This is a genomic window from Ruegeria sp. BF7, from assembly GCF_056538605.1.
Genome location: NZ_JBQFTM010000006.1, coordinates 208,180 through 232,464, shown reverse-complemented (window position 1 = coordinate 232,464; position 24,285 = coordinate 208,180). Strand labels below are relative to the sequence as shown.

Annotated in this window: 23 protein-coding genes and 1 tRNA gene; 11 read left to right on the top strand and 13 right to left on the bottom strand. The window is 59.5% G+C overall.

The features are described from left to right. Window positions 1–244: 244 nt before the first annotated feature. A complete protein-coding gene (gene msrQ, locus ACR0IK_RS14920) occupies window positions 245–859 on the bottom strand; it encodes a protein-methionine-sulfoxide reductase heme-binding subunit MsrQ (RefSeq protein WP_480642038.1) in 615 nt (204 codons plus the stop codon). 4 nt (window positions 860–863) lie between these two features. Then, window positions 864–1,766, bottom strand: coding sequence for a protein-methionine-sulfoxide reductase catalytic subunit MsrP (gene msrP, locus ACR0IK_RS14915; RefSeq protein WP_480642037.1), 903 nt, complete (start codon window positions 1,764–1,766; stop codon window positions 864–866). A 325-nt stretch (window positions 1,767–2,091) separates the two neighbouring features. Between msrP and ACR0IK_RS14910 the strand changes: the two genes are divergently transcribed. The 3 genes from ACR0IK_RS14910 (at window position 2,092) to ACR0IK_RS14900 (ending at window position 4,928) form a co-directional block, all read left to right on the top strand. After that, window positions 2,092–2,985 (top strand): hypothetical protein, encoded by an 894-nt coding sequence (locus ACR0IK_RS14910; protein ID WP_480642036.1) that lies wholly within the window; start codon window positions 2,092–2,094, stop codon window positions 2,983–2,985. 163 nt (window positions 2,986–3,148) lie between these two features. Then, window positions 3,149–3,964 (top strand): cyclase family protein, encoded by an 816-nt coding sequence (locus ACR0IK_RS14905; protein ID WP_480642035.1) that lies wholly within the window; start codon window positions 3,149–3,151, stop codon window positions 3,962–3,964. Window positions 3,965–3,998: 34 nt separating this feature from the next. Then, on the top strand, window positions 3,999–4,928 hold the full coding sequence (locus ACR0IK_RS14900) for an alpha/beta hydrolase (RefSeq protein WP_480642034.1): 930 nt from the start codon (window positions 3,999–4,001) through the stop codon (window positions 4,926–4,928). Between the two features lie 46 nt (window positions 4,929–4,974). On the opposite strand, the gene clpB is transcribed toward ACR0IK_RS14900, so the two are convergent. After that, a complete protein-coding gene (gene clpB / locus ACR0IK_RS14895) occupies window positions 4,975–7,593 on the bottom strand; it encodes an ATP-dependent chaperone ClpB (RefSeq protein ID WP_480642033.1) in 2,619 nt (872 codons plus the stop codon). 101 nt (window positions 7,594–7,694) lie between these two features. Beyond that, on the bottom strand, window positions 7,695–8,135 hold the full coding sequence (locus ACR0IK_RS14890; RefSeq protein ID WP_480642032.1) for a hypothetical protein: 441 nt from the start codon (window positions 8,133–8,135) through the stop codon (window positions 7,695–7,697). 107 nt (window positions 8,136–8,242) lie between these two features. Between ACR0IK_RS14890 and ACR0IK_RS14885 the strand changes: the two genes are divergently transcribed. Beyond that, a complete protein-coding gene (locus ACR0IK_RS14885) occupies window positions 8,243–8,791 on the top strand; it encodes a hypothetical protein (RefSeq protein WP_480642031.1) in 549 nt (182 codons plus the stop codon). Here ACR0IK_RS14885 and ACR0IK_RS14880 read toward each other — a convergent pair. Further along, complete coding sequence (locus ACR0IK_RS14880; protein ID WP_480642030.1) at window positions 8,765–9,085, bottom strand: hypothetical protein; 321 nt, start codon at window positions 9,083–9,085, stop codon at window positions 8,765–8,767. The two genes, ACR0IK_RS14885 and ACR0IK_RS14880, sit on opposite strands and share 27 nt — an antisense overlap. 152 nt (window positions 9,086–9,237) lie before the next feature. Here ACR0IK_RS14880 and pyrF point away from each other — a divergent pair, with 152 nt between their 5' ends. Both pyrF and ACR0IK_RS14870 read left to right on the top strand, forming a co-directional pair. Further along, on the top strand, window positions 9,238–9,942 hold the full coding sequence (gene pyrF, locus ACR0IK_RS14875) for an orotidine-5'-phosphate decarboxylase (protein ID WP_480642029.1): 705 nt from the start codon (window positions 9,238–9,240) through the stop codon (window positions 9,940–9,942). A 359-nt stretch (window positions 9,943–10,301) separates the two neighbouring features. Then, the gene (locus ACR0IK_RS14870) at window positions 10,302–11,555 is read left to right on the top strand and encodes a DNA polymerase IV (RefSeq protein WP_480594707.1); all 1,254 of its coding nucleotides are present in this window, start codon (window positions 10,302–10,304) and stop codon (window positions 11,553–11,555) included. A 2-nt stretch (window positions 11,556–11,557) separates the two neighbouring features. Here the strand turns inward: ACR0IK_RS14870 and ACR0IK_RS14865 are convergent, their stop codons facing one another. Next, window positions 11,558–12,418, bottom strand: a complete 861-nt coding sequence (locus ACR0IK_RS14865; protein WP_480594708.1) for an N-formylglutamate amidohydrolase — start codon at window positions 12,416–12,418, stop codon at window positions 11,558–11,560. Between the two features lie 149 nt (window positions 12,419–12,567). Between ACR0IK_RS14865 and ACR0IK_RS14860 the strand changes: the two genes are divergently transcribed. Together ACR0IK_RS14860 and ykgO are read left to right on the top strand one after the other, a co-directional pair. Next, window positions 12,568–12,642: transfer RNA gene (locus ACR0IK_RS14860), tRNA-Val, on the top strand. 90 nt (window positions 12,643–12,732) lie between these two features. Continuing rightward, the gene (ykgO, locus tag ACR0IK_RS14855; RefSeq protein ID WP_005648635.1) at window positions 12,733–12,858 is read left to right on the top strand and encodes a type B 50S ribosomal protein L36; all 126 of its coding nucleotides are present in this window, start codon (window positions 12,733–12,735) and stop codon (window positions 12,856–12,858) included. A 170-nt stretch (window positions 12,859–13,028) separates the two neighbouring features. On the opposite strand, the gene ACR0IK_RS14850 is transcribed toward ykgO, so the two are convergent. Next, the gene (locus ACR0IK_RS14850) at window positions 13,029–13,565 is read right to left on the bottom strand and encodes a hypothetical protein (RefSeq protein ID WP_480642028.1); all 537 of its coding nucleotides are present in this window, start codon (window positions 13,563–13,565) and stop codon (window positions 13,029–13,031) included. Window positions 13,566–13,889: 324 nt separating this feature from the next. Here ACR0IK_RS14850 and ACR0IK_RS14845 point away from each other — a divergent pair, with 324 nt between their 5' ends. From ACR0IK_RS14845 to ACR0IK_RS14835, 3 genes are all read left to right on the top strand, one after another. After that, a complete protein-coding gene (locus tag ACR0IK_RS14845; RefSeq protein WP_480642027.1) occupies window positions 13,890–14,906 on the top strand; it encodes a Fe(3+) ABC transporter substrate-binding protein in 1,017 nt (338 codons plus the stop codon). A gap of 119 nt (window positions 14,907–15,025) precedes the next feature. Then, the gene (locus tag ACR0IK_RS14840; RefSeq protein ID WP_480642026.1) at window positions 15,026–15,580 is read left to right on the top strand and encodes a helix-turn-helix domain-containing protein; all 555 of its coding nucleotides are present in this window, start codon (window positions 15,026–15,028) and stop codon (window positions 15,578–15,580) included. Beyond that, window positions 15,577–16,095 (top strand): N-acetyltransferase family protein, encoded by a 519-nt coding sequence (locus ACR0IK_RS14835; RefSeq protein ID WP_480594711.1) that lies wholly within the window; start codon window positions 15,577–15,579, stop codon window positions 16,093–16,095. The genes ACR0IK_RS14840 and ACR0IK_RS14835 overlap by 4 nt, the downstream gene beginning before the upstream one ends. On the opposite strand, the gene ACR0IK_RS14830 is transcribed toward ACR0IK_RS14835, so the two are convergent. The 6 genes from ACR0IK_RS14830 to ACR0IK_RS14805 form a co-directional block, all read right to left on the bottom strand. Then, window positions 16,092–16,817 carry a response regulator gene (locus ACR0IK_RS14830; RefSeq protein WP_480642025.1) on the bottom strand — a complete coding sequence of 242 codons (726 nt, stop codon included), beginning with the start codon at window positions 16,815–16,817 and terminating at the stop codon, window positions 16,092–16,094. The genes ACR0IK_RS14835 and ACR0IK_RS14830 overlap by 4 nt on opposite strands. 95 nt (window positions 16,818–16,912) lie before the next feature. Beyond that, window positions 16,913–18,157, bottom strand: a complete 1,245-nt coding sequence (locus ACR0IK_RS14825; protein WP_480642024.1) for a molybdopterin molybdotransferase MoeA — start codon at window positions 18,155–18,157, stop codon at window positions 16,913–16,915. Next, entirely contained in the window at window positions 18,150–18,635 is a 486-nt protein-coding gene (locus ACR0IK_RS14820) for a plastocyanin/azurin family copper-binding protein (RefSeq protein WP_480594714.1), read from the bottom strand. Before ACR0IK_RS14820 ends, ACR0IK_RS14825 begins: the two co-directional genes overlap by 8 nt. A gap of 14 nt (window positions 18,636–18,649) precedes the next feature. Continuing rightward, entirely contained in the window at window positions 18,650–20,851 is a 2,202-nt protein-coding gene (locus tag ACR0IK_RS14815; protein WP_480642023.1) for a HEAT repeat domain-containing protein, read from the bottom strand. Window positions 20,852–21,017: 166 nt separating this feature from the next. Further along, on the bottom strand, window positions 21,018–23,699 hold the full coding sequence (locus tag ACR0IK_RS14810; RefSeq protein ID WP_480642022.1) for an arsenate reductase (azurin) large subunit: 2,682 nt from the start codon (window positions 23,697–23,699) through the stop codon (window positions 21,018–21,020). A 14-nt stretch (window positions 23,700–23,713) separates the two neighbouring features. Next, window positions 23,714–24,283, bottom strand: a complete 570-nt coding sequence (locus ACR0IK_RS14805) for an arsenate reductase (azurin) small subunit (protein WP_480594717.1) — start codon at window positions 24,281–24,283, stop codon at window positions 23,714–23,716. Window positions 24,284–24,285 lie beyond the last annotated feature (2 nt).

The window sequence follows — 24,285 nt, the reverse complement described above, 5'->3', positions numbered from 1 at the left end:
GTCCCACCGTCTCACCGGTGCGTCCCAAGCGCCTCAGCAGCGCCGGTGAAGGGGGTTCTAAGTATAACCAGCACTAGCCGCAAGCAGAAAAAACACGAAATCTGCAAAAAACCGCGTAATCAAATAATTTTCTATTAAATCAATATGTTGAAGTGAGCCAAGTTGAACCCGCCGAGTATTTCCGTAAGAGCTACGCCCCGAATCCCGGCTTCTACACAGAATTACCCACAGACTCGGCAGAGAGTCAGGCGGAATCGGCCTCACGCGGTCGAGTCTGCAGACCCGCACCCGGGAGGCGCAGCAGCAGCAAGCCAACGATCAGGGTCAAATAGACCAGCGGTTCGATCTGAAATCCCTTGGCCAGCATGACGTAGTGCAGCCCCCCCAGAACCGCTGCCGGGAAGACAAGCCGTTGCAGGCTGCGCCAACGAGGCCCCAGTTTGCGCACGGACAGATTGTTCGATGTCACCGCTAGCGGCAGCATCAGGGTAAACGCGGCCATGCCGACCGTAATATAAGGGCGTTTGACAATATCAGCCCAGATCTGGCTGGGCACTTGAACATCCAGGACCAACCACACCAACAGGTGCAGGCTGACATAGGTAAATGTCAGTACGCCAAGGGCACGGCGGAACTTCAACAGGTTCAGCCCGAGGAACCGTCGCAGCGGGGAAATCGCCAGCACCGCAATCAACAGTTGCAGCGCCAGCTCTCCGTACCGGTGTTCCAGCGCCTCGATCGGTTCCACGCCCAAACCACCGGTCAGCGCCTGATAGAACAGCCACGGTGCTGGGAGCACTCCCAACAGATATACCGCCAAGACTGGAATACGGCGCAATATCTGATTCACCCGTTGCATAAGCTTAATAGTATTCCGCCAGATCCATGCCCTCGTACAGGCCCGCAACTTCTTTCTCGTAGCCATTGAACATCAGAGTCGGAATCCGCTTGGCAAAGAGGCCGCCGCCGATCTGACGTTCCGAGGCCTGAGACCAGCGCGGGTGATTCACATTCGGGTTCACATTACTATAGAAACCATACTCGCGCGGGTTGGACATGTTCCAACTGGTGGGCGGCTCGACATCCGTCAGGGTGATCCGCACGATCGACTTAATCGACTTGAAGCCGTATTTCCACGGCACCACCAGACGCAGCGGCGCACCGTTCTGGTTCGGGATCGGACGACCATAGATGCCGGTGGCCATGATGGTCAGCGGGTGCATCGCCTCATCCAGGCGCAGACCTTCGCGATAGGGCCAGTCCAGAATCGGATATCGCACGCCCGGCATCTCATCAGGGATCACGGCGGTTTCAAAAGCCACGTATCTGGCGCCATCCTGCACGCCGGCCAAATTCAGCAGATCGGCCAGTTCGAACCCGTTCCAGGGAATCACCATCGACCAGGCCTCGACACAGCGGAAGCGGTATATGCGTTCCTCAACCGTCATCTCGGACATAATGTCTTTGAAGTCGTACTCGCCCGGATTGTCGACCAGACCGTCGATCTTGATGCTCCAAGGTTCGGTCGTCAGCGCGCCCGCATATTTGACCGGATCGTCCTTGCCGGTCCCGAACTCGTAATAATTGTTGTACGAGGTGATCTCTTCCCACGTGTTCGGTTCCAGCGCCTCCTGCGCCGCGGCCCCACGCGTCATCCCCGCCAGTCCGACACCCGCCAGCCCGGCCAAGACCTGCCGCCGGTTCAGAAACGCCGCCCGCGGGGTGACGTCGGCTTGTGTCAGTGAATTGGTCCAGCGAAACGCCATGTATGTCTCCAGTCGTCAAACTTACTCGGGTATGAGGTAATCCGCTGATAGCACAGAGCCAAGGAAACAGGCGTCACGATTGAGAGACGAGATTGTAACGTATCGGGCGCGGCCTCACCTCCGCAGCCCCGTCATTGCGATTCCAAAATGACACATAGCGACACAGCATTTGACAACGCTCCGGAAAAGAACTGGCGCAGCCTTAGCGGCTTCGATACGCCGACATATAGACGGATACCGATCAGAGATTATAGCAGTGCTGTTTGCCAAAGCCTTCCCTTTGTCCTTGTCTATTTTCTGGCGCTTGGCGGTAGTTTTGCCGGTCATGTTTATTGGATTGACCCTCTACAATCTGATCGGAGCCCTGGTCGGGTTCTTGCTGGGCCTTATTTTCCCGCCATTTGCATTTATTGTGACGTTCCTGATCATGGCCTCTTCCAGCGTCGTCCCGACCCTGCTTGGAACAAGGATGGGTCTGCAGGTCAAAGGCGTGAAACCCAGCACAGGAATCAAAGGGCTGTTCACCCCGGCGGTGATCTACGGCGCTGTCGAGGGCGTGAGCGTGACCCTCATCCTGGGCGTGGTTATTGCGGCCTCGATTTTCGTGATTTCACCCGACATTCTGCAGCAGAGTGAAGTCGCCGACCTGGCGCTTGAATATGTCGACCCGTCCTGGGCGCTTCCGGGGTTGCTGGGGCTGCTTGCGGTCTTTTTGTCCATATGCTCGATCCGGGCCAGCCTGCTTGTACCGATCACATCCGCCTCGGTCGGGCGGGACCCGGACGGTATGCACTATACGCCTTTCCGGCATTTTCGGGCGTCGTTCGGCCCGTTGTTTGCGCTGACCATCTTCAGCTACGTGGGGATGTTCGTCCTGCATGCGCTTCTTATCGCGTTGTTGATTGCCACGGATTATTTCGGGTCGTTGCAGGCTGACCTGCAAGAGCTTGAAGACATGACAAAGGGCATGGCATCCATCCGCCCCATCTGGTCGCTGATCGGTCTGTTCGTCGTCTACATGCTGATTGGAACCTGGGTTTTCAGCCTGCAATGCGCAGGCGGCGTTCTGGGGTATCTGCGTTTGCGCGACACGGCGCCAAAACTGGCCGAGGTGATCGAGGCCAATCTAAAGCCCGTGCAAAGCGCTGAGGACGCCCCTCGGATGAGCGCGGAAGACCTGCGCGCCCTGCGCAAAAGCCGCCAGACAGGCAACTACTGAAGCCGGTCTGCGCGCTCGGGGGAGTGACGGTGGCGTTACCTTCTGCCAACCCGGACTTTACAACGCTTGCGGCAAAAATGCAGGCTGATCCTCAGGAACTGAAAACGAAAAGCGGGTGGCCTGCCCATCCGATCAGTTGAAGAACCTCAGAGGGAGAAGACGAATGTGTGACATTTGCGTAATGAACGCCGTCAAGAACCGTATGCTGTCGCGGCGCGGGTTTTTCAAAGCCGCAGCTGCCACCGGCGTGGCCGCCGCTGCAACCGGAGCTGCCGCGCCCGCGGCACTGGCTGCAGGTCACGGCGGGATCGAGGACATGACCCATCCGCTCAGCGCCGATTTCCCGACATATTTCGGAGAGCCGGGATATGCGTCCGAACAGGTATTCAATTTCGCGGACCATGGCTTCAACGTGCAACGGATGATGGTGAATGAACATACCGGCACGCATATTGATGCACCTTTGCATTTTTCTGCCGATGGGGCTTCGGTAGAGGAAATCCCGGTCTCGGATCTTGTTGCTCCACTCTGTGTCGTGGACATCGCGGCCCGCGCAGCCGAAGACGTGGATACGCTGCTCACCCCGGATGACCTGAGGGCGTGGATGTCGGCCAATGGCGACATTCCGGACGGCGCTTGTGTCGCGCTGTATTCCGGCTGGGCTGCCAAGGCCGATAATGACGCTTATCGCGGGTTTGACGGTCAAGCACAGCATTATCCCGGTTTCCACGTTGAGGCTGCGCAGATGTTGATGGAAGAAACCGGCGCGCGCTCGATTGCATCGGACACCCTGTCTCTGGACCACGGCATATCTACAGATTTCGCCACACACTATGCATGGTTGCCAACCGGCCGCTTTGGGATCGAAAACATGGCCGGTCTGGATCGGGTACCTGCGGCCGGTGCCACGTTGGTCATAGGCGCCCCCAAACATGTCGGCGGCACGGGCGGTCCGGCACGAATATTTGCACTGATATAAAACGGTTTCAGGGCCCGCTTTCCAAGTCTCTAATATGACCAAGACCAAAGACCATCCTTTGCCGAACCTTGCCCTGATCAGCCCCGAGGCCCAGGCGTTTGCAGCCCAGGCCCAGAGCCGCGATCTGAGCCTGCCCCTGGACGAGTTTCGAGTCATCTTGCGCGAGCAAAGCGAACAGGGGTGTGCGTTGGTGCTTGAAAAAACCGGCGTCACCCTGTCCGAGCAGGCAATCGCAGGCGTTCAATGCATGATCATCACGCCACCTGAACCGCGTGCAGGCCGCAAGCTTGTCTATCTGTTCGGGGGCGGTTTTACCTTGGGCAGCCCGTTCGAGGATCTGCCGATTTCCGCCTCGCTCGCGGAAAAAACCGGTGCTGTTGTGATTGCGCCCCATTACCCGCTGGCCCCAGAACACCCCTACCCGGCGGCCCTTGACGCCTGTACTGCGGTGATCTCTGCAGTTTTGGCCGAAACGCCCGGCGCTTGCCTGTGCGGAGAATCTGCTGGCGGCAACCTGGCGCTGGCAGCGCTTCACCGGCTGCGGGCGACTCATGATCTGCAACCAAAAGCGCTGGCCCTGCTGTCGCCGTTTGTCGATCTGCTCAATCCCGGTGACAGCGGACAGGCTGACCAAGACCCGTTTCTCAACCAGTCGGAAATCGAGTTTTTCCGGTCCTGTTACGTGCCCCAGAACGCCGACCCGACGCACCCTGACATCTCACCGATCTACGGTCCGTTCGACGCCGATTTTCCGCCCGTCTTCCTGACCAGCGGAACCCGCGATCACCTGCTGAGCGGCTGCGTGCGTCTGGATCACCTCCTACGTAGGGCGGGTGCGGACAGCACTTTGCGCATCTGGGAGGGCATGTGGCACGTGTTCGAATTCTACCCGGATATCCCCGAGGCGGACGCGTCGCTGACGGAAATCGCCGGTTTTCTGAACCGGCATTTTGCCGGGGCATAAAAAAGACCCGCCGAAATGGCGGGTCTTTTTCGTTTTCAGAGGTTCGTCAGTGCACGACGGCATCATCCGGGCGGGGACGTTCCGACGTCCCCAACCGGTCACCGATGATCAGGCCATCGGCCCCGGCGGTCACGGGAACGGTTTCGCCATCCTTGATCTCACCGGCCAGCAAGGCTTCGGCCAGCGGGTTCTGCAAGGCGCGCTGGATCACGCGTTTCAGCGGACGTGCACCGAAGACCGGATCATAGCCTTCGTTGGCCAGCCATTCCTTCGCGCCATTGTCCAACACCAGCTCGATCTTGCGGGCGGCCAGACGTTTCTGCAGGCGTGCCATCTGGATATCGACAATGCCATCCATATCGGCCCGCTTGAGCCGATCAAAGATGATGGTCTCGTCCAGACGGTTCAGGAACTCGGGCCGGAAATGCGCTCGGACCGCATCCATCACATCTCGCCGTGCCTGCGCGCTGTCAGCTCCTTCGGGCAACTGGCTGAGCGCCTGAGACCCAAGGTTCGACGTCAGGATGATCAGCGTCTGCTTGAAGTCCACGGTGCGACCCTGACCATCGGTCAGAACACCATCGTCCAGAACCTGCAACAGCACGTTGAACACATCCGGATGCGCCTTTTCGACCTCATCAAACAGCACGACCTGATAGGGCCGGCGCCGTACCGCTTCGGTCAGCACGCCACCTTCGTCATAGCCGACATAGCCCGGAGGGGCACCTATCAGACGGGCGACCGCGTGTTTCTCCATGAACTCGGACATGTCGATGCGCACCATCGCGTTGTCGTCGTCGAACAGGAAATTTGCCACGGCTTTGGTCAGCTCGGTCTTACCCACGCCGGTCGGGCCGAGGAACAAGAACGAGCCCAGCGGGCGGCCTTCGTCATTCAGGCCTGCACGCGCACGGCGCACGGCGTTGGCCACGGCGGTCACAGCCGCATCCTGACCGATCACACGGGAGTGCAGATCGTCTTCCATCCGCAGCAGTTTCTCGCGCTCACCTTCCAGCATTTTCGAGGTCGGAATACCCGTCCAGCGTTCGACCACCGAGGCGATCTGTTCCGGACGCACCGTTTCCTCGGCCATCATCTGGCTACTTTCGGCGTTTTCAGCCTCAGTCAGCTTTTTCTCAAGCTCGGGGATGACGCCATAGGACAGCTCACCCGCCTTGGCGAGGTTGCCTTCGCGCTTGGCGATCTCCAGATCAGCCCGCGCCTTGTCGAGCTGTTCCTTCAAATCACGCGCGCCCGCAAGCTTGTCACGTTCGGCCTGCCATTGGGCGGTCATCTCGGCGGATTGCTCCTGCAGATCAGCCAGATCCTTTTGCAAGGTTTCCAGACGATCCTTCGAGGCCGCGTCATCTTCCAGCTTCAGTGCCTCTTCCTCGATCTGCATCTGCAGGATCTGACGATCCAGCTGATCGAGCTCCTCGGGCTTGGAGTCCACTTCCATCCGCAGGCGCGACGCGGCCTCATCGACCAAGTCGATGGCTTTGTCGGGCAGGAACCGGTCGGTGATATAGCGATGCGACAAAGTCGCCGCCGATACCAGCGCCGAATCCGAGATACGCACGCCATGGTGCAGTTCGTACTTTTCCTTGATGCCGCGCAGGATGCTGATGGTGTCCTCGACCGTCGGCTCGGTGACCATCACAGGCTGGAACCGGCGCGCAAGGGCCGCGTCTTTTTCGACGTACTTACGGTACTCGTCCAGCGTGGTCGCACCAATACAATGCAACTCACCCCGGGCAAGCGCAGGCTTGATCAGGTTTGCGGCATCCATCGCGCCGTCGGATTTACCGGCGCCGACCAGAGTGTGCATCTCATCGATGAACAGGATGATCTCACCAGCGGCTTCAGTCACCTCGGTCAGAACGGCCTTCAGACGCTCCTCGAATTCACCGCGATACTTCGCACCGGCAATCAACGCACCCATATCGAGCGCGAGCAGCTTCTTGTCCTTCAGCGATTCCGGTACGTCGCCGTTGACGATGCGCAGGGCCATGCCCTCGGCAATCGCGGTTTTACCGACGCCGGGTTCACCGATCAGAACCGGGTTGTTCTTGGTGCGACGCGACAAAACCTGCATCGAGCGGCGGATTTCCTCATCCCGCCCGATGATCGGGTCGATCTTGCCCTCGGCAGCAGCCTCGGTCAGGTCGCGCGCGTATTTCTTAAGCGCGTCATAGCCCTCTTCCGCCGACGCAGTGTCAGCGGTGCGCCCCTTGCGGATATCGTTTATCGCCTCGTTCAGTTTCTGCGCGGACACAGCGCCAGCATCCAAAGCGTCCTTGGCTTTGGATTTCACCATGCACAGCGCCATCAACACGCGTTCGACCGGTACAAAGCTGTCACCCGCCTTGGTGGCAATCTTCTGTGCCTCGTCCAACACCTTGGCAGTCTGGCCGTCCATATAAATCTGGCTCGCGTCGCCGCTGACTTTCGGGATTCTCCCCATCGCCGCGTCCAGCGCCTCAACCACGCGGTTCGGTGCACCGCCCGCGCGGGTGATCAGGTTGCTGGCCAGCCCCTGATCGTCATCCATCAATGCCTTGAGTATATGTGTGGGCTCCAGCCTTTGGTGCCCCTCGCGCAGCGCAATCGTCTGCGCCGCCTGCACGAATCCCCGTGCCCGCTCGGTGAACTTGTTCAAGTCCATATTATTCTCCTTTTCCTCAAGCGCCCTGAATGTGATGCGCCCGCTTGGCGGCACGCGTCGGTCTGGGCCTCGCATTCAATCTGGTGAATTTCTGAACGCTTTCAAGACATAGCATACGCAAATGCCGCAGTGTTTTCTTCTATCTCCACGCACAACGCGCCGGTTGCCGTAGTTAACACATCGCAATGCCGGGAAGTTCCACAAGGCCGAAATGACACAAACTCATCAAAACCTTTGGCCTTGCCCGGAAAATCACGCTCAATTTTTTTCGCGTCTCCGACAAGAGAGTTTGAGTTGAATGTTTGCGCCGTCACGATGGCCTGTAAGACCATTGGTATTTTTCGAAATGGATTGAGTATTGTGGCCAGATGCTCGGTACGAAAAACCAGTAAATCGTTGGTCGTGGCAACGACGACGTTCATTCTGAAATGGCGAAAGACTGCAACCTGATCAGAATCCCACGCAATCAGTTGCCAGAGGATTTTGATGAACAACGTTGGCGGATACTCACCGATATCTGCGCTGTTCTTCTCAACTCGCATGCCTGGGTGCTGTGCGGAGACGTGGACGGATTCGTCCTGCCGACACAGCGCGAGCAGACCTTGCTTCAGATTTTGGAAAGCCAACTGCCGTAAAGTGTCGTGGGGCGGTGGGGTTCGAGGTCGAGCCGCTGCCAGAGGACCGGATGCAACTCAGGTCTTCGGCGCGCTATTCCAAACGCTTTAACTTGAGCGAACCGATCAAGTTTTTTCTGGGCGCACTCGGGGCTTTCCATCCATGGGCCCACGCCCCCGAATTTGCGCTGATTCACTTTCCACTGGCCAACAGGACATCCATGCAACACCGGTTTGACGCTCCGGAGGCCGATTTCAGGATGCTGCGCGATGCACCGGTGCAGGACCGCAGTTTCCGTCACAGCGCTTTGATCAAGTGGGGAGACACGCAACGCTGCAAAGCCAACTCGTCTGCGCAATTGCGAGACGGTGACACAAACATCCCCTTACGTGATGCCATGCTGCAAGCCGTGCCACACCTGATCAGCTCGATGAAGATCGCCGAGGGCAAAGAATATCCTGTAGCGCCGCGCGGGCTGAGGAAAATCAATCTCCTGGCAGAAATGGACGACAGGCTGACGTCGCTTTTTCCTAGGGTCGGCCACGCCTGGGGCGGTCTATCGGCGAGGAACCGTAAAGACTGAATAGCCTCCGGTTGCCGCCACCTGCCGCGCACCATACATCTCGACCAAGGATTGCGCCGCATCGCTTCCTGTCGGACAGGATACAAGATCCGCCGCATCATCCAGAAAATCGATTGTAAAGGCTGTTTCCCCGGTCAGCCGACAATCGTCATCGGTGGACCGATATCCGCGCACAAGACGCAGATCATCATTTGTTGGTGACACGATGAAAGTGTCCGCAGCTTCTGTCTCCAGCGGCATGTCCTGACACGCCGCCAATACCAGAACAAATCCAACTCCAATCCGTGCTTTCATATTCTCCCCCATCTGAAATGCGCCATTGAATGTCCTGCACCATATCACAGTCCAGTTTTTACGGGTTGGTTTTCGTCACCCTTCGGTCCCGCATGGACAGAGGCGCCCGAACCCGCTAGGACGCAGACGTTTGCCAAAAAGGAGCTTGCCCCATGTCCGATGACCGCCTGATCGTTGCCCTTGATGTCCCGAACGCCCTGCAGGGTTTAGCCATGGCCGAGCGGCTGGGCGACGCGGTGTCCTTCTACAAGATCGGGCTGGGAATGCTGACCGGAGGCGGTTTGGCTCTGGCCAATGAGCTGAAACAGGATCATGGCAAGCGCATATTTCTGGACATGAAGCTGTTCGATATCAGCAACACGGTGGAAAACGCTGTGCGGGGGCTGGCGCAGTTCGATCTGGATTTCCTGACCGTGCATGGCGACCCGCATGTGGTGCGTGCCGCGAAAGAGGGGGCCTCAGGCAAAGACCTCAAGATTCTGGCGGTAACCATACTGACTTCGCTGAACCGGGACGATCTGGATGCCAGCCTGCTGAAACAGGGCGACGTGCAGGATCTGGTGGTTGAACGTGCGGCCAACGCACTAGAAGCTGGCGCCGATGGTGTGATCTCCAGCCCGCAGGAAGCCGCCTTGATCCGCGCCCTGCCGCAGGCCGAGGGCCGCCTGATCGTCACACCTGGCGTCCGCCCGGCTGGCTCAGCCCTCGGCGACCAGAAACGTGTGGCCACCCCGGCCAGCGCCATCGGCGACGGTGCCGATCACATCGTTGTCGGACGCCCGATCTATCAGGCCGCGGATCCGAAAGCGGCCGCAGAGGCGGTTCTTGCCGAGTTAAATTCCTTGACACAGCACTGAGACACCCTTGCAGATCGGCGGATTTTCACACCGAAAACCGCAGTCAACCGGTTGACCTTGCGTCACTTTTCGGCTGGTCCGCGCCAAATCGTCCCTGTGCCCCAAAACACACATGAAAAACCCGAGTTTTTCTAGCGTGATCTGGGTCCTATCGAAACCGGCGATTTTAGGCGATTCTAGGGTCGTGATACTCCCCGCGGACCGTCTCTTCCTGAGGTCCGTCACCTCCCCCCGCCACTTCGCGGGGGGTCTTCTTCCGGACATCGCCGTGACCTTTGCATCCGCTGGTACTTTGCGCAGCAGCCGAGGCTGGTATAAGTAAGCCGCTGACTGGATCGCACGGAAGGCGGGAAAACTACATGCCCGGTCTCTGCCGAGATTGCCTGACCACCTTGACCAACGAACGGCGCTGTCCTGCCTGCGGCAGCCCGCGGGTAAAGACACATCCGGAACTGTTCGATCTGTCCATCGCGCATATGGATTGTGACGCCTTTTACGCCTCGGTCGAGAAGCGCGACGATCCGGAACTGGCCGACAAACCGGTGATCATCGGCGGCGGCAAGCGGGGCGTTGTGTCCACCGCCTGCTATGTGGCCCGCATTCGCGGCGTCCGTTCGGCGATGCCGATGTTCAAGGCGCTGCAACTCTGCCCCGAGGCGGTGGTGATTAAGCCGCGCATGTCGGTCTATGCCGAAGTCTCGCGCGAGATTCGCAAGATGATGGATGAGCTGACTCCGGTGGTTGAGCCGCTGTCATTGGATGAGGCGTTCATGGACCTGTCCGGCACCGAACGCCTGCACGGTGCGCCGCCTGCCGTGATGCTGGCGCGGCTGGTGAAGCGGATGAAGGATGAGTTGGGCGTGACCGGCTCGATCGGCCTGTCGCACAACAAGTTTCTGGCCAAGGTCGCGTCCGATCTCGACAAGCCACGCGGGTTTTCGGTGATCGGTCAGGCTGAGACGGCGGGCTTCCTGTATGACAAACCGGTGCGGCTGATCTGGGGCATCGGTCCGGCCGCACAGGAATCTCTGGACCGCGCAGGTATCCGCAGCTTTTCCGACCTGCTGCGATGGGACCAAGAGGCGCTGACTGCGCGGTTCGGATCCATGGGTTATCGGCTGTGGCATCTGGCCCGCGGGCAGGACAAGCGACGCGTCTCGGCGCACGAGCCGATGAAATCGATCAGCAACGAGACCACGTTCTTCGAAGACACCGCCAGTCTGGACATTCTGGATGGCCACTTGTGGCGCATGTCAGAAAAGGTAGCCGACCGCGCCAAGGCCAAGGCGCTGGCCGGACGGGTCATCACGCTGAAACTGAAACGCGCCAATCACAAGATCATCACCCGCCGCCTGTCCCTGCGGGACGCGACGCAGATCGCTGACCGGATTTATCGCACCGCACGGGGGTTGTTCGATCAGGTCGGGGATCAGGGGCCCTATCGCTTGCTGGGCGTTGGCCTGTCCGATCTGTGCGCTGAATCGCAGGCGGACATATCGGGTGACCTGCTGGACCCCGGCGCCACCCAAAGGTCACAAGCTGAGCGGGCCACCGATGAGATCCGGCGTCGCTTTGGCAGCGATGCGATTGTCAAAGGCCGCGCCCTGCGCTGAGGTCACTCGGCGGCCAAACGCAGGGATTCCTCGCCGATACCGGCAATGTCCCGAATGATCTCACGCAGAATCTCCTGAAACGCGGCGAAGTTCTCATTCGGCTCGATTCGGACTTCGTCCATATACAGCGCCCGGTCGATCTCGATCTGTACGGCGTGCTGATCACGGGTCGGGCGGCCATAGGTCTGGGTGACGTAAGCCCCGGCAAACGGCGTGTTGCGCGCAACGTTCAGCCCGGCGGCGACAAAGGCCGCTTCGATCCGGTCTACCACATCGACCGACGCCGACGCCCCGAACCTGTCGCCCAGCACAACGTCCGGGCGTCTGGTTCTTGGATTGCTGACCATGGCAACGGCCTCATGCGGCATCGAATGGCAATCGACCAGAATCGCCTGCCCGAACGCCTTGTGCGATTCGGTGAGCAGGGATTTGATGCGGGCGTGATACGGGCGCCAGATGGTGTCGATACGCAGGCGGGCCTCATCCATCGTCAGCTTGCCGCGATAAATCGCACGCCCATTCGCCACCACGCGGGGAATCACCCCCAACCCCGAAGCCACACGCGGGTTGTGCCCATGACGGCGCGCGCCCTGAATCAGCGCAGGGTCCAGCTCCTCGGCGCTGCGGTTCAGGTCCAGATAGGCACGCGGCATCACAGCCGAGATCAACGGCGCGCCAAAATCAGCCGCCGCAGAAAACAACTGATCCACAAAGGCATCTTCCGAGGATCGAATCACGTTTTCGCTCAGAACCGAGCGGCTGAGCATGGTTTCAGGGTAATTCCGGCCACTATGCGGAGAGGAAAACACCACGCAGGACGTGCGGCTGGTGGGCATATCCAATACATAGGGCGTGTTCTGCATGGTGACTCCTTGTTCGGTTTCAACATAGACCGGAAAATAGTTCTACCAAACCCCTTGAACCCCTCTGCGACTCCTTTTATAGACCCCGCTACCGGCGCGGGGATCCGCGCCCCATTTCGTTATGGGGCAGGGCACGCAAAGGTTTCAGTGGGCGGTTAGCTCAGCGGTAGAGCACTTCGTTGACATCGAAGGGGTCACAAGTTCGATCCTTGTACCGCCCACCATCGTTTCACTGTTCCGGAGTTCCGGGGCACCCGCTAACCCAGGCGCTGGCCACGTCCTTGATGAAGGCGCCGCAGATTGGAGACAGACCAATGAAGGTCAAGAACTCGCTCCGCTCGCTCAAGAACCGGCACCGTGATTGCCGGGTTGTGCGTCGCAAAGGCCGCGTCTACGTGATCAACAAGACGCAGCGCAAGTTCAAAGCTCGCCAGGGCTGAGAATTGCACATAACTGTTTGAAAGAACCGCGCCCCTGGGTGCGGTTTTTTTGTTGGGCACTTCTATGTCTGCTACGCGGACAAACCTGCCGTTTGTTCCACAAGCTGATAGGGGTGATACTGGCCGCTCTAAAGCACTTCTCCTAGTTTGGCGTTGAGATAAACAGCAGGCTAGTCGGTTAACCTTAAGCGCGCCAAGACTTCATCAACGGAATCCACAAACGTGCTACATTTTAACGAAACTACCTGAGTAAAATGGCCGCTGACATAGGTCTCAGTGTAGAAACCTTCCCACTCCTCAGAATCGCACTTTCTAAGATAGAGTTGATAATCGCCTTTGTAGTTCATCGAAAACTTGTCGAGTGATAATTCACTGTAGGCTTTCCTAAACTCAGCTCTGTTAGTTATTCGGGATATCCCTTTGAAGCTGCCAGCAGGAAACGACTCTTCAATCAGCATATATGCCCTATTCGGCTCGCCTAGAAATATTTCTAGGCCATTCTCTAAATCGTGCGTGTAGTCAAAGTTGAATGCTGTGCCAGACGAATACCTTTCACCGTCGTTGTCGATTGAGATGTGGTGATCGTCGCTGGTTGGAACAAATTTGCTTGCAAGGATTTCGCAGATCATACGACCCCCAATTGGGTCTTCTTGTGCAAATGACTGCGAACCTAGAAGAGCAACTAAGATGGCAGGGATAGCTTTCATTTTGTCCGCTTCCTCTTTCGATCATCTTACCTGAAATCAACGTTAAGTCACGATTCAGTGCGGCACCCAAACTTCCTGCCAAGTCAAAATCGTGTTGCCATGGGTAGAATACCGTCAGTTTCAAATGTCTGCACTGGGCTCTATTTCGGTCATTTCCACCGCATTTTTTCAGGTACTCGTGGGCTCATGCCCTTACGCGCCCGCCAACGGCGACCTTTTGACCAACTAATTTTGTCGGAATTGCTTGCATCTCCTCGAGAATCGTTTAATTGACCAAATCAGTCGGATATCGATCCACCGAATTTTAAAATGTTGGAACACATGATGCTGAAATCCTCTACCTGCATTGCCGCCGCTCTGACGGCCCTGATTGCAACCTCCGCCGCTGCCGAGGGGGAACTGAACCTCTATTCCTCGCGCCACTACGACACCGACGAAAACCTGTACGGTGACTTCGAAGAGGCGACCGGCATCACCATCAACCGTATCGAGGGCAAGGCTGATGAGTTGATCGCCCGTATGGAAGCTGAAGGGGCGAACTCGCCTGCCGATATCCTGCTGACCGTCGATACATCTCGTCTGGCGCGAGCCAAAAACGCGGGCATCCTGCAATCGATCGACAGCACCGTTCTGGAAGAGCGTATCCCTGCCAACCTGCAGGACACCGATAACGAGTGGTTCGGCTTTTCCCAGCGGGGCCGCATCATCTTTTTCGACAAGGAAAACGTGGCCAACCCGCCGGCCACCTATGCCGATCTGGCCAAGCCGGAATACAAGGGCCTGATCTGCATCCGGTCGTCCAGCAACACCTACAACCAGACCCTGCTGGCCTCGATCATCACCCATGAGGGCCCCGAGGCTGCCAAAGCCTGGGCCGAAGGCATCGTTGCCAACATGGCGCGTGACCCGCAGGGCGGCGACACCGACCAGCTGCGCGGCATCGTTTCGGGTGAATGCGACATCGCAGTTTCGAACACATATTACTTTGCCCGCGCCATCCGCAAGGACATCAAAGGTGTGTCCGCTGACATCGACTCGATCGGCTGGGTCTTCCCCAACCAGGACGGCACCGGCGCGCATATGAACCTGTCCGGCGCCGGTGTGGCGGCGAACGCACCGAACAAGGAAAACGCGATCCTGTTCCTGGAATACCTAGCCAGCGACTCGGCCCAGAAATACTTCTCGGCAGGCAATGACGAATTCCCGGCGGTCGAAGGGGTCGAACTTGTGGACTCGGTCAAGGCATTGGGTGAGTTCAAGGCCGATGAGGTGAACCTGTCCGAAGTCGCAGAGAATCTGCCCGAGGCGCAGAAAATCTTCAACGAGGTCGGCTGGAACTGATCCGGACAAACACACAGATCAAACGACAGGGCGCAGAAACTTCTGCGCCCCCTCTTGTTGCGTTACAAATTTTTTTGGACGATAATCTCAGATACGAACGCGATTCTCATATCTGAACAATGCTGGATGATCTCTCAAACCGCCTTGCCAACCGCCTGAACGAACTGCGCCGGGGCCATAGATGGTCACTGGACCAACTGGCCGAGCGCAGCGGCGTCAGCCGCGCCACCCTCTCGCGGATGGAGAAGGGGGATGTCAGCCCCACCGCGGAAACGCTCGGGAGGTTATGTTCCGCATATGGCCTGCCGATGTCCCGCCTGCTGATGATGGTCGAGGATAGCTTCGACCCACGCGTGCCCTTTGAACGGCAACCGGAATGGCGCGATCCCGAAACCGGGTTCACCCGCCGGTCGGTGTCTCCACCTGCCACCGGTCTCAGCGCCGAGGTTCTGGAAAGCCATCTGCCGCCCGGTACGGTGATCACCTATGACACCCCGCCAAAGCCCGGGCAGGAGCATCACCTGATCATACTGGACGGTGCCCTGACGCTGACGGTGGACGGGGTCGCACATGATCTGAATGGCGGCGATTGCCTGCGCTATCATCTGTCCGGCCCGACCCGGTTTGAAACAACGCCCGCTCGGGGCGCGCGATACCTGCTGGTTCTGATATGATTTTGCGTCTGGACAACAGCGGCTTTGACGACGCCCTGCAGGATCTGACGGATATCCTGCACGCCTGTGTACAGGACGGCGCCAGCATCGGGTTCGTCCTGCCCTTCACATTGGATCAAGCACGCGCCTATTGGCAGAACCATGTGCAGCAAGACATTCAAACCGGTGCACTGGACCTGTTCGTGGCCCGCGACAGTGGTCGGGTTGTGGGCACGGTGCAATTGATCCCGGCAGCAATGCCCAACCAACCGCATCGCGCCGATGTGGCCAAGCTGCTGGTCCACCCAAAGGCCCGGCGCCGAGGGCTTGGGCGCGCTTTGATGGACGCGCTACAGGATCGGGCGACCCAATTGGGCAGGACTCTACTGGTGTTGGATACGCGCAGCTCTGACCCCTCGCGCATCCTGTATCAAAGCATGGGATTTCAGATCGCCGGAGAGATTCCGAACTACTGCCGTAACCCGTTCGAAGACCGGCTGGAGCCAACGACTTATATGTTCAAGGATCTGAGTTAGGCCGAGCTTTTGCGCACATTAGCGGCAAAGCAATAACCGATACCATGCACAGTCTTGATGAATGTCGGCGCGGTGGGGTCGGGTTCGATCTTTTTGCGCAACCGTGCCACATGCACGTCGATGGTTCGATCGCCCACAATGGTCTCGCGCCCGCGCGCCTTGTCCAGCAGTTGGTCCCGGGAAAAGACCATATGCGGGTTCGTCACAAAAGCCAGCAGCACATCGAATTCCGTGGTCGTCAACGGCGTGGCTTCGGATGCACCGGTTGCCGTCAGTGTGCGCTCATTCACGTTCAGCACCCAGTCGCCGAATTTGACCTGAGGCGTCTCGGCCCCGTTGGCCCCTTTCTCTTCGGGCCGGGCCCGACGCAGAACGGTGCGTATGCGAGCCAGAACCTCGCGCGCCTCAAAAGGTTTGGTGATGTAGTCATCGGCCCCGAACTCCAACCCGACGACCCGATCGAAAATCTCATCCCGGCCCGAAAGAACGATGATCGGAATGTTGGAACTCACCCGCAGCTCGCGCGTGATGTCGAACCCGTTGCGACCGGGCAGACCGATATCCAGCAGGATCAGATCGATCTCGGAGGTGCCCAGAACAGCGTCCATCGCATTGCCATCGGCGGCGCAGCTGACCCGGCAGCCCTGCTTTTCAAGGTAGCGCTGCAGAAAGGACGTGATCTGCGGGTCATCATCGACGACAAGGATATGTTCTTTAACCATAATCGAGTCCAAGCGGGCGCGTAGAGCTGGCACATAACAGTTGTAGCTGCCGCCGCCCGGCTCTTGCAAGAACCAGGCTGACCTGTCCAACGGTGTCAGAATCGCAGGAACTGCAACCCGTGGCCCTGCGGTAATGCCTCGGTTTCGGCCGGAATGACGGCCAGGCCATCCGCTTGCGCCAGCAACGCGACCCGACCGCTATAGGACGGCGCCATCAGGCGCAATCGAGGGGTGCCGTCGGGTGACGTGCCCTCGATCACGACAGGGCGATATTCCTGCCGACCGGCGCGACGTTCCAGCGGCTCGGCCAGAACCGCCTGTTCCGGCGTGCGCGGAGCGTGGTGCAGACCGGCCCGGCGCGCCATCATATGCGATCCGATAATCTGCCATGTCACGTAGGCCGAGACCGGATTGCCCGGCAGCCCGACATAGAGCGCATCGCCCCGGCGACCGAACATGATCGGTTTGCCCGGCTTCATCGCAACCTTCATCACTTCGGTCTGACCACCGATTTCGGCAAACAGGCGCGGCATGTGGTCTTCTTCACCAACCGATACGCCGCCCGTCGTAACGATCAGATCAGAGGAATCACAGGTCGCGCGCAACACCTGCTCCAACCGCTCGGGATCATCTTCAACCGGGCCCTTGTCGGTCAGGTCGATCCACGGTTTGTCCAGCAGCGCGCGCAGCATGTAGCGATTTGAGTTGTAAATCTGACCGGGGCCCAAAGCCTCGCCCGGCTGGCGCAACTCGCTGCCGGTCGAGAAGATCGTGACCTTGAGCTTGCGACATACTCTGACCTCGCCATACCCGGCCGAGGCCAGCGCGGCAGCCTCGCGCGCGGTGATCTCACATCCGCGCCGCAGGATCGGTGCACCGGCTTTCAGGTCCTCGCCCGCACGGCGGATATGCTGACCAGGCTCAGGACGGCGCGTAAAACGGATACCGTCAGCGGTGGTCTCGCAATCTTCCTGCATCAGAACGGCATCAAAATCCGCTGGCACCAGAGCGCCGGTGAATATCCGCAGCGCGGCACCTGCGGGCGCATCATGGGCACCACTGTCACCTGCGGCCACACGCCCGGCGACCGGCAAGTCAAACGTCGGACCATCGCCCAGTTCCGTCGTTCGCACCGCATAGCCATCCATGGCCGAGTTATCAAAGGCGGGCATGTCCACTTTGCTGGTGCAGTCCTCGGCCAGCACCCGGCCGATGGCGTCGATCAGCGGCAGCGTCTCGGTACCGGCAACCGGATCGGACACGGCCAGACCCCGGGTCAGAGCTTCGGACACCGTCAAATACATTTGAGCGTGCCGGTCGCAGGCGCATCCATCAGCCATTTTGATCCTCCAACTGTTCGAACAGCTCTTCAAACCCGGCCCGTTCGGCCTCACCCAATTTCGGCAGGTAGGCGCGCGCCTCTTCCAGGTTCGGGCTGGGGTCACCCACAATCAGCAGCATCACCATGCCATGCCGCCCATGCACACGGCAACGGATGCCATAGACGCCCTCTTTTTCAAAGGTCAGGTCCATCTCGGGCTTGCCGCGAATCTCGAACGCGCGCGCACCCACAGGGATCATACGAATGATCGAGGTCACCGTATGCCGCCCCGTCGAGCCTTTGAAACGGACGGTCGATCCGGCCGGTACCTGCAGCAGCTTCGGCTCAAACCGAAAGGCATGGGCCGGAGTATCTGCGTTGAGGTCTATGATCTGGTGCACTACGGCGACCTCAGGGAGGTCCTCGGCCTGTGCGGCGGGGGCAAAGACCATCGCCCCCGCAATAATCGCTGCACTCAATTTCAGCGAAATCTTCATTTGTCTCTCCGGGTTCAGGCCTCTTGCGAGGGATTCCCCAGCAGGTCGGCCAGTGCGCTGATCATCACCGGCCACTGGGCGCGGCGGTCTTCGTCGCGCAGCCCGGTCAGCAATTCGCGCCCAATGGACACCACCGCCGGGGCACTGTCATTGACATAGGTCACGATTCGCTGTTCGGAGTTGGCCAGAAGGAAGGGCACGATGGTCGCGCCCGCCTGATCCGGCGCGGTTTCCGACAGCAGCCGCATCGCCGCCTGACGTACCGGGGCCGATACGTCGTCCAGCAGGCTGCGCGCCACGTCCGGTGTGCCATCCCATCTGGTCAGGATGTGCATGGCGTCGATGCGGAACGGCGTATCTCCGGTTTTCACCATCGCCCGCAGCTTGCCAAGCAGCGCGTCCTGCGGCGACAGGTCGGCCTGTTGCAGCAGTTTCAGGGCCTGCAGCGAAAGGGCGGAATCCGTGTGCGACAGGCCCTGGGTGATCAGATCGACCAACTGGCTTTCATCCAGCTCCGAGCCGCGACGCGCCACCGCGACGCCCAGCGCCGCAAGCGCCTGTTGCGCGATCTCGGTCTCGGGGTCATCGGCGATTTGTGCCAACATGATCTGCATGCCCTTCACCTCACCCAGCAGGCGTATGGCGGACATGCGGGCTTCACGTTCCAGCGCCTCAGCATCGTCATCCAGCGCAACGCGGCGACGTTTGGGGTGGCGGGTCGCCTTTGCCAACAATGACTGTTCGCGTGGGCTCAGGGGCTGGACTTCGTCCTCCTCGGCCTCCTGTGTCATCTCGGCGGCAATGGCATCATGGCCAAGGATCGCGCCAAGGCTGGAGGTCGGGCCGTTTTCGCCCCCCTTGGACACGTCCAGCCCCGCCCCTTCCAGCGCGGCGATGTCGGTTCGCGGCGACTTTGCGAGCTGTTCTTCCGAATCCGAAATCGGGGCTAAAGCAATGGACAGCAGCAATTCGCGACCTTGCTGCAGGTTCACATGCGGGCGGTCCGCATCGGTGACGATCATTGCCAGAGAGGCCACGGCCTTCAGCCGCACCGACCGGAAAGGCGAACGGCAGGCGCGCTGCAACCACTCTGCTGCTTCGTGCAATGGCGAGGTCGCCAGCGCATCGACAATGGCCCATTGGGTGCGCTCGGCCTTGAGGTCGTCGACGTCAGCCGAGAACAGCGCATTCAGGCGATCCGCCACAAGCTCGGGGGCCAGTGCCGCCAGCAAGCCCAATGCCTGTGCCGAAACCTCGGGCCGGTGGCCGGTGGCAAGGAAATCCAGCACCTGCCAGCGCAGGTCCTCCTGATCCGCAATCGGCGTGGTTCGGTCCAGACGTTCAATCAGCGCCAGTTGCACCTTGGCTCCGGGGTCGCGCATCATGCGATCCAACAGTTCGGGCTCCGAAAAAACAGGCAGGTTCAGCGCCGCGATGCGAATCTCTTCTACCGCGTCGGTAAGCGCCTGTTCGACCAATGCCGGATCGTTCGGCATAAGTGCCTCATAGGCGATCAGGCGCACGGCGCCGTCCTTGTCGGTGACGGCCTTGCGAAGAATGGCTTCGGCTTCGACGCCACCAATCGTCGCCAGCGTCCCTAGGGCGCGATGGCGCAGGCGGCGGTTCGAGGATTGAGCGAACACACCCAACGTCGGAACGGCAGGCTGGCCGATCCGGCCCAACGCTTCGCAGGCGACATCGCCCAATTCCTGCCCGTCTTCGTCCATCAGAGCCGTGACAATCGGTTCGATCGCGGCAGCGTCACCCAACTGACCCAATGCCTTGATTGCAGCGATTTGGGTGTCCAGCCAGTCGTCCCACTCGTCCTGATGGAGTTCGTCTTCGTCCCACGTGACCTCATCCCCACGCCCGGTCACGAAGGTGCGCAGGTAAGGCGCGGCATCGTCGAATTGCAATTCCGCCAAGGCGTTCACGCAGGCCAGCTTCACCTCACCACAGGGATCGTGGATCAGGTTCTCCAGAAGTTGCGAAGCGGCTTCCTGTACTCCCAAAGCGCCCAGCGCCTGAGCGGCGTCCTGACGGACGTCTTCGTCATCATCCAGCAGCGCCTCGACCAAGGCCGGGCTGTTCTTGGCACCAATAGCAGTTAGGGCCTGTATGGCGCGCAGGCGGATCACGTCATAATCGGATTTTGCGTATTCGGAAAACAGGCTGGTGGCCTCGTCGCGCAGGGCGGTATCGGAATGCATGTTCATATCAAGCTGCCATGTTTGCGGTTGGGCGGGTTGGGTGAAAGTGGAAGGCAGGTTTCCCAACCGATACCTGCCTTCCAGTTAGGCCGGGGACGCCGGCCTATGGTCCCTTCTGCAGTGGGACCGAACCCGAAGGGCGGCATGGCATCCGCCCCCCGGAAAGCTGTCATCAGGCGATGTCGCGCGGCGCAAAGGACATCGTACGGAACGAGGTCTTGTAGGGGCTCGGCCCCAGTTTGCGGACCTTGGCAACACCCATCTTGTAGTTGTAGTTGCCGCTGATCCAGTCGACGATCCGGCCCTCAAGTGCGTTTGCAGGCTGCTGCATGTGCAGGAAGTCCATGTAAACAACGCTTTTCTTGATGGCGGGCGTGACCATGGCCACGGCGGTGATCGCCGCTTTGGTCAGTTCGATATGCCCGTTCTCCATCAGTTTCGAGAACTGGAAGTCATCACCTTCCACACCCAGCAGCGTAGTCTTGTTACCCGGAACGCGTTCCGAATAGACCATCACATAATCGCCGCTTTCGATGCCGCGCTCGGCCGCATCGTCGGGGTGGATTTCGACCCAGTTTTCCGGCCAGCGCTGCACGATGTACGGGCGACGGCGGTCGTCGAAACCGGATTGCCAGCGTTCGTTGATCCGACCGGAGGTCGCCCACAACTCGCCTTCGTCCTTGTTTGGTTTCAGCCATTCCCAATAGTCCGAGAACAGACCCCAAGGCGATTTCTGGATGTTGCACTTACCGGTTTGGCTGTTGAAGTGCGTCAGCTTCTTGTTGAACACATCTTTCCCAGCTGCACCGGTCTCCGGCAGCGTGCGTGTCGTGTCGTGCAGGCGCTTGGTCTCAATCAGTGTAACACCGTCGGCATCCAGCATGACCGGGCATTGCACCCCATCGGTGCCGAATTCACGGACCTTCTGGTGCAGGCCTTTGCCTTCCTTCTTGGCAAGATGATAGACCGCGTGGAAATCCTTGCGCGACCCGCGGGTAAAGCGCACGGCCTCTTCGGCGACCTCGTTCGAACTCTGCCAGTCGAACCCGTCAAAGCCCATCCGCTGTGCCAGTTGCGCGATGATCCACCAGTCGGGTTTCGCCGCACCGGGGGCATCATAGAACTTTTGATACAGGCGCAGGCGGCGTTCGCCATTGGCGCGCAGGAAGTCCTCTTCGCCCCAGGTTGCTGCCGGGAATACGATGTCGGCGTATCGGTTGCCGATCGGGTCCTGCAGATAGATGTCCTGATTGATCACCACCATGCCGCCGCTGTCGGCGCGCGCCTTCAGCGTATCGATCATCTCTTGCTTGTCGAAAGAGGCGATCTGATACGGGTTGCGGACGGTCAGTTCCTCGAACTTGTCAGCCAGTTGCTGCGATCCGCACATGGACTGAATCCATGTGGTGCCAATCACGTGGGCCATGCGGGTATGACCTGCGATCAGATACCGGTCGGTATCCATGGCGCGGCGGCGGCGACCCGGCAGTTTCTCGGGCGATTTGTTGCGTGGGTATTTCCCGCCCTTCACGCCGCCCCGCTGGTGACCACCGGCCCGGCCAATGACCTGACCCGGACGTCCACCACAGCCACAGATGATGCCCAGCGCGGAAATCGCCTGTGTGTTGCCAGTGTTGTTGGACCAGTAGAACCCTTTCTCGATCATGATCGAGGTTTTCGGGCGCGAGCCGTCCTCCTTGGGTTTGGCAAGCCATTCGGCAGCCGTATAGATCTTTTGCACATCGATCTCGGCCATGGCCGCGGCGATCTCGGGCGCGAATTCATCCTGCGACAACAGCCACTCTTTCCAGTCCTCGAAGCCTTTGGTCTGGAACTTGCCCCAGGTCGTGCGCCACTGCCACGGCGTGTTCCGGGTGCCCTGACCGAAGCCGGACGAGCTTTCCCACTTGTTGTTGACCCATTTCTGAATCCAGTCGCTGTCTTCCCAGCCGTTTTCCACGATGACGCGGGCAATGGCGTTGACGACCAGCAGGTCGGTACCGGGCAGTACGTCGATATGCAGACCGCCCATCTTTTCCGCATGGGCCACACCGGCGGACCGTCGCGGGATCAGATAGATCTCTTTCTGACCGTTCTGCATGCCCTTCATCATCCACTGGGTATAGAGGATGGTCTTGGTCTCATACGGGTCGGTGCCGCAGACCAGAAGGGTTTCCGCATCCCGCCAGTCCTCGTAGGACGGGCCGAAATTGTCGAACCCAGCGTCCCTGAAACCGGGGGTCGAGGTCACGTCGGACGGCGTGTCGTGGAAGGTGAAGTTCGCGGTGTTTATATGGCGCAGCGCGTATTTCGAGATCGCATAAGTGTTCTCGATATACTGATAGCTGAAGGTCTTCACGCCATAGGCGTTGGTGCCGTGTTTGGCGATGACGTGGTTGCCCACTTCAGCTGCCACATCCAGCGCCAGATCCCACGGAACCGGCATCAACGTGCCATAGATCCGCATCAGCGGCGTCTTCAGACGGTCACGCGTTGGAGTTTGCGGGTTATAGCATTTCTGCGCGATACACCCGCCCCGCAGGGAACTGTCGCCGTCGGTGTTGACGTATTGCGTGTCCTTGTCAGGGATGATTACCACGTGGTGCGGCTGACCCTTGTGCAGAACGATATTGTGCTGGTTCGGCGCGACCCAAGCACCCAGCGGTGCTACGGGGAAATCCTCGCCAAATGCGTTCTCGTCCGCGGAAGGGCCGCCCGGCTTGGCCGTTACGGGCCAGCGATAGACTTTGTAACCACAGGCCACGATGCAGTAATCGCAGGCGGTCGAGATGACCTCGGCGCCTTTGGGCGGCAGCGGGACGTTGGTTTCGGGTACGTAATACGGGGTTGCCATGATACTGTTTCCCCTTATGCAATCAGGTTGTCGTAACGGCCATAGATCAGGCCGAACATGCCAACGGCGTAGATGTCATCGCCGTCCAGTTCCAAAAGGACCTGCGGCAGCGACTGGTAGGCCTGCCCCGAAACGAGGATGCCGTGGCGTGTCACGTCATAGGTGGACAGGTGCAGTGGGCACGGACCCAGCACCTTGTGATCCGGCTTGTAGCTGTCAAACATCGACCCGCCCTGGTGGGTGCAGGTGAGGTTGAACGCCACAACGTCCCGCTGCGGACCGATACCGCCGCCGCTTTCCACGCCGGTCTTGACCAGGATCGAGTCCGAATAGTCGCCTTCATCCGGGTAGTAGAATTCGACCGGGACATCCTGCTCTAACTCAGAGAGCTTGCCGATCAGCTTGCGTGGATAGGTGGAGACCAAGGCGGGCACCTGTTCGGCCTGACCGTGGCGGGTGGGCATGGCCACCATCACGGCAAAGGTCGTGGCGCCCGAGGCGAACAGGAACTGGCGGCGGTTCACGGTGCAGGCCTTCTTGGCCTCGCCCGAACAGCTGCATCCGGTTGCGTTATGATCTGTCATGA

Bases quoted from the DNA above. Each gene is read 5' to 3' on its own strand.
- ACR0IK_RS14865 (WP_480594708.1), bottom strand. From the start codon at position 12,418: ATGCAGAACACGCCCTATGTATTGGATATGCCCACCAGCCGCACGTCC.
- ACR0IK_RS14815 (WP_480642023.1), bottom strand. From the start codon at position 20,851: ATGAACATGCATTCCGATACCGCCCTGCGCGACGAGGCCACCAGCCTG.
- clpB (WP_480642033.1), bottom strand. From the start codon at position 7,593: ATGGACTTGAACAAGTTCACCGAGCGGGCACGGGGATTCGTGCAGGCG.
- ykgO (WP_005648635.1), top strand. From the start codon at position 12,733: ATGAAGGTCAAGAACTCGCTCCGCTCGCTCAAGAACCGGCACCGTGAT.
- ACR0IK_RS14810 (WP_480642022.1), bottom strand. From the start codon at position 23,699: ATGGCAACCCCGTATTACGTACCCGAAACCAACGTCCCGCTGCCGCCC.
- pyrF (WP_480642029.1), top strand. From the start codon at position 9,238: ATGTCCGATGACCGCCTGATCGTTGCCCTTGATGTCCCGAACGCCCTG.
- ACR0IK_RS14890 (WP_480642032.1), bottom strand. From the start codon at position 8,135: ATGCGAGTTGAGAAGAACAGCGCAGATATCGGTGAGTATCCGCCAACG.
- ACR0IK_RS14910 (WP_480642036.1), top strand. From the start codon at position 2,092: ATGTTTATTGGATTGACCCTCTACAATCTGATCGGAGCCCTGGTCGGG.
- ACR0IK_RS14820 (WP_480594714.1), bottom strand. From the start codon at position 18,635: ATGAAGATTTCGCTGAAATTGAGTGCAGCGATTATTGCGGGGGCGATG.
- ACR0IK_RS14825 (WP_480642024.1), bottom strand. From the start codon at position 18,157: ATGGCTGATGGATGCGCCTGCGACCGGCACGCTCAAATGTATTTGACG.
- ACR0IK_RS14840 (WP_480642026.1), top strand. From the start codon at position 15,026: ATGCTGGATGATCTCTCAAACCGCCTTGCCAACCGCCTGAACGAACTG.
- ACR0IK_RS14805 (WP_480594717.1), bottom strand. From the start codon at position 24,283: ATGACAGATCATAACGCAACCGGATGCAGCTGTTCGGGCGAGGCCAAG.
- ACR0IK_RS14870 (WP_480594707.1), top strand. From the start codon at position 10,302: ATGCCCGGTCTCTGCCGAGATTGCCTGACCACCTTGACCAACGAACGG.
- ACR0IK_RS14900 (WP_480642034.1), top strand. From the start codon at position 3,999: ATGACCAAGACCAAAGACCATCCTTTGCCGAACCTTGCCCTGATCAGC.
- ACR0IK_RS14845 (WP_480642027.1), top strand. From the start codon at position 13,890: ATGCTGAAATCCTCTACCTGCATTGCCGCCGCTCTGACGGCCCTGATT.
- msrQ (WP_480642038.1), bottom strand. From the start codon at position 859: ATGCAACGGGTGAATCAGATATTGCGCCGTATTCCAGTCTTGGCGGTA.
- ACR0IK_RS14850 (WP_480642028.1), bottom strand. From the start codon at position 13,565: ATGAAAGCTATCCCTGCCATCTTAGTTGCTCTTCTAGGTTCGCAGTCA.
- ACR0IK_RS14830 (WP_480642025.1), bottom strand. From the start codon at position 16,817: ATGGTTAAAGAACATATCCTTGTCGTCGATGATGACCCGCAGATCACG.
- ACR0IK_RS14905 (WP_480642035.1), top strand. From the start codon at position 3,149: ATGTGTGACATTTGCGTAATGAACGCCGTCAAGAACCGTATGCTGTCG.
- ACR0IK_RS14880 (WP_480642030.1), bottom strand. From the start codon at position 9,085: ATGAAAGCACGGATTGGAGTTGGATTTGTTCTGGTATTGGCGGCGTGT.
- msrP (WP_480642037.1), bottom strand. From the start codon at position 1,766: ATGGCGTTTCGCTGGACCAATTCACTGACACAAGCCGACGTCACCCCG.
- ACR0IK_RS14835 (WP_480594711.1), top strand. From the start codon at position 15,577: ATGATTTTGCGTCTGGACAACAGCGGCTTTGACGACGCCCTGCAGGAT.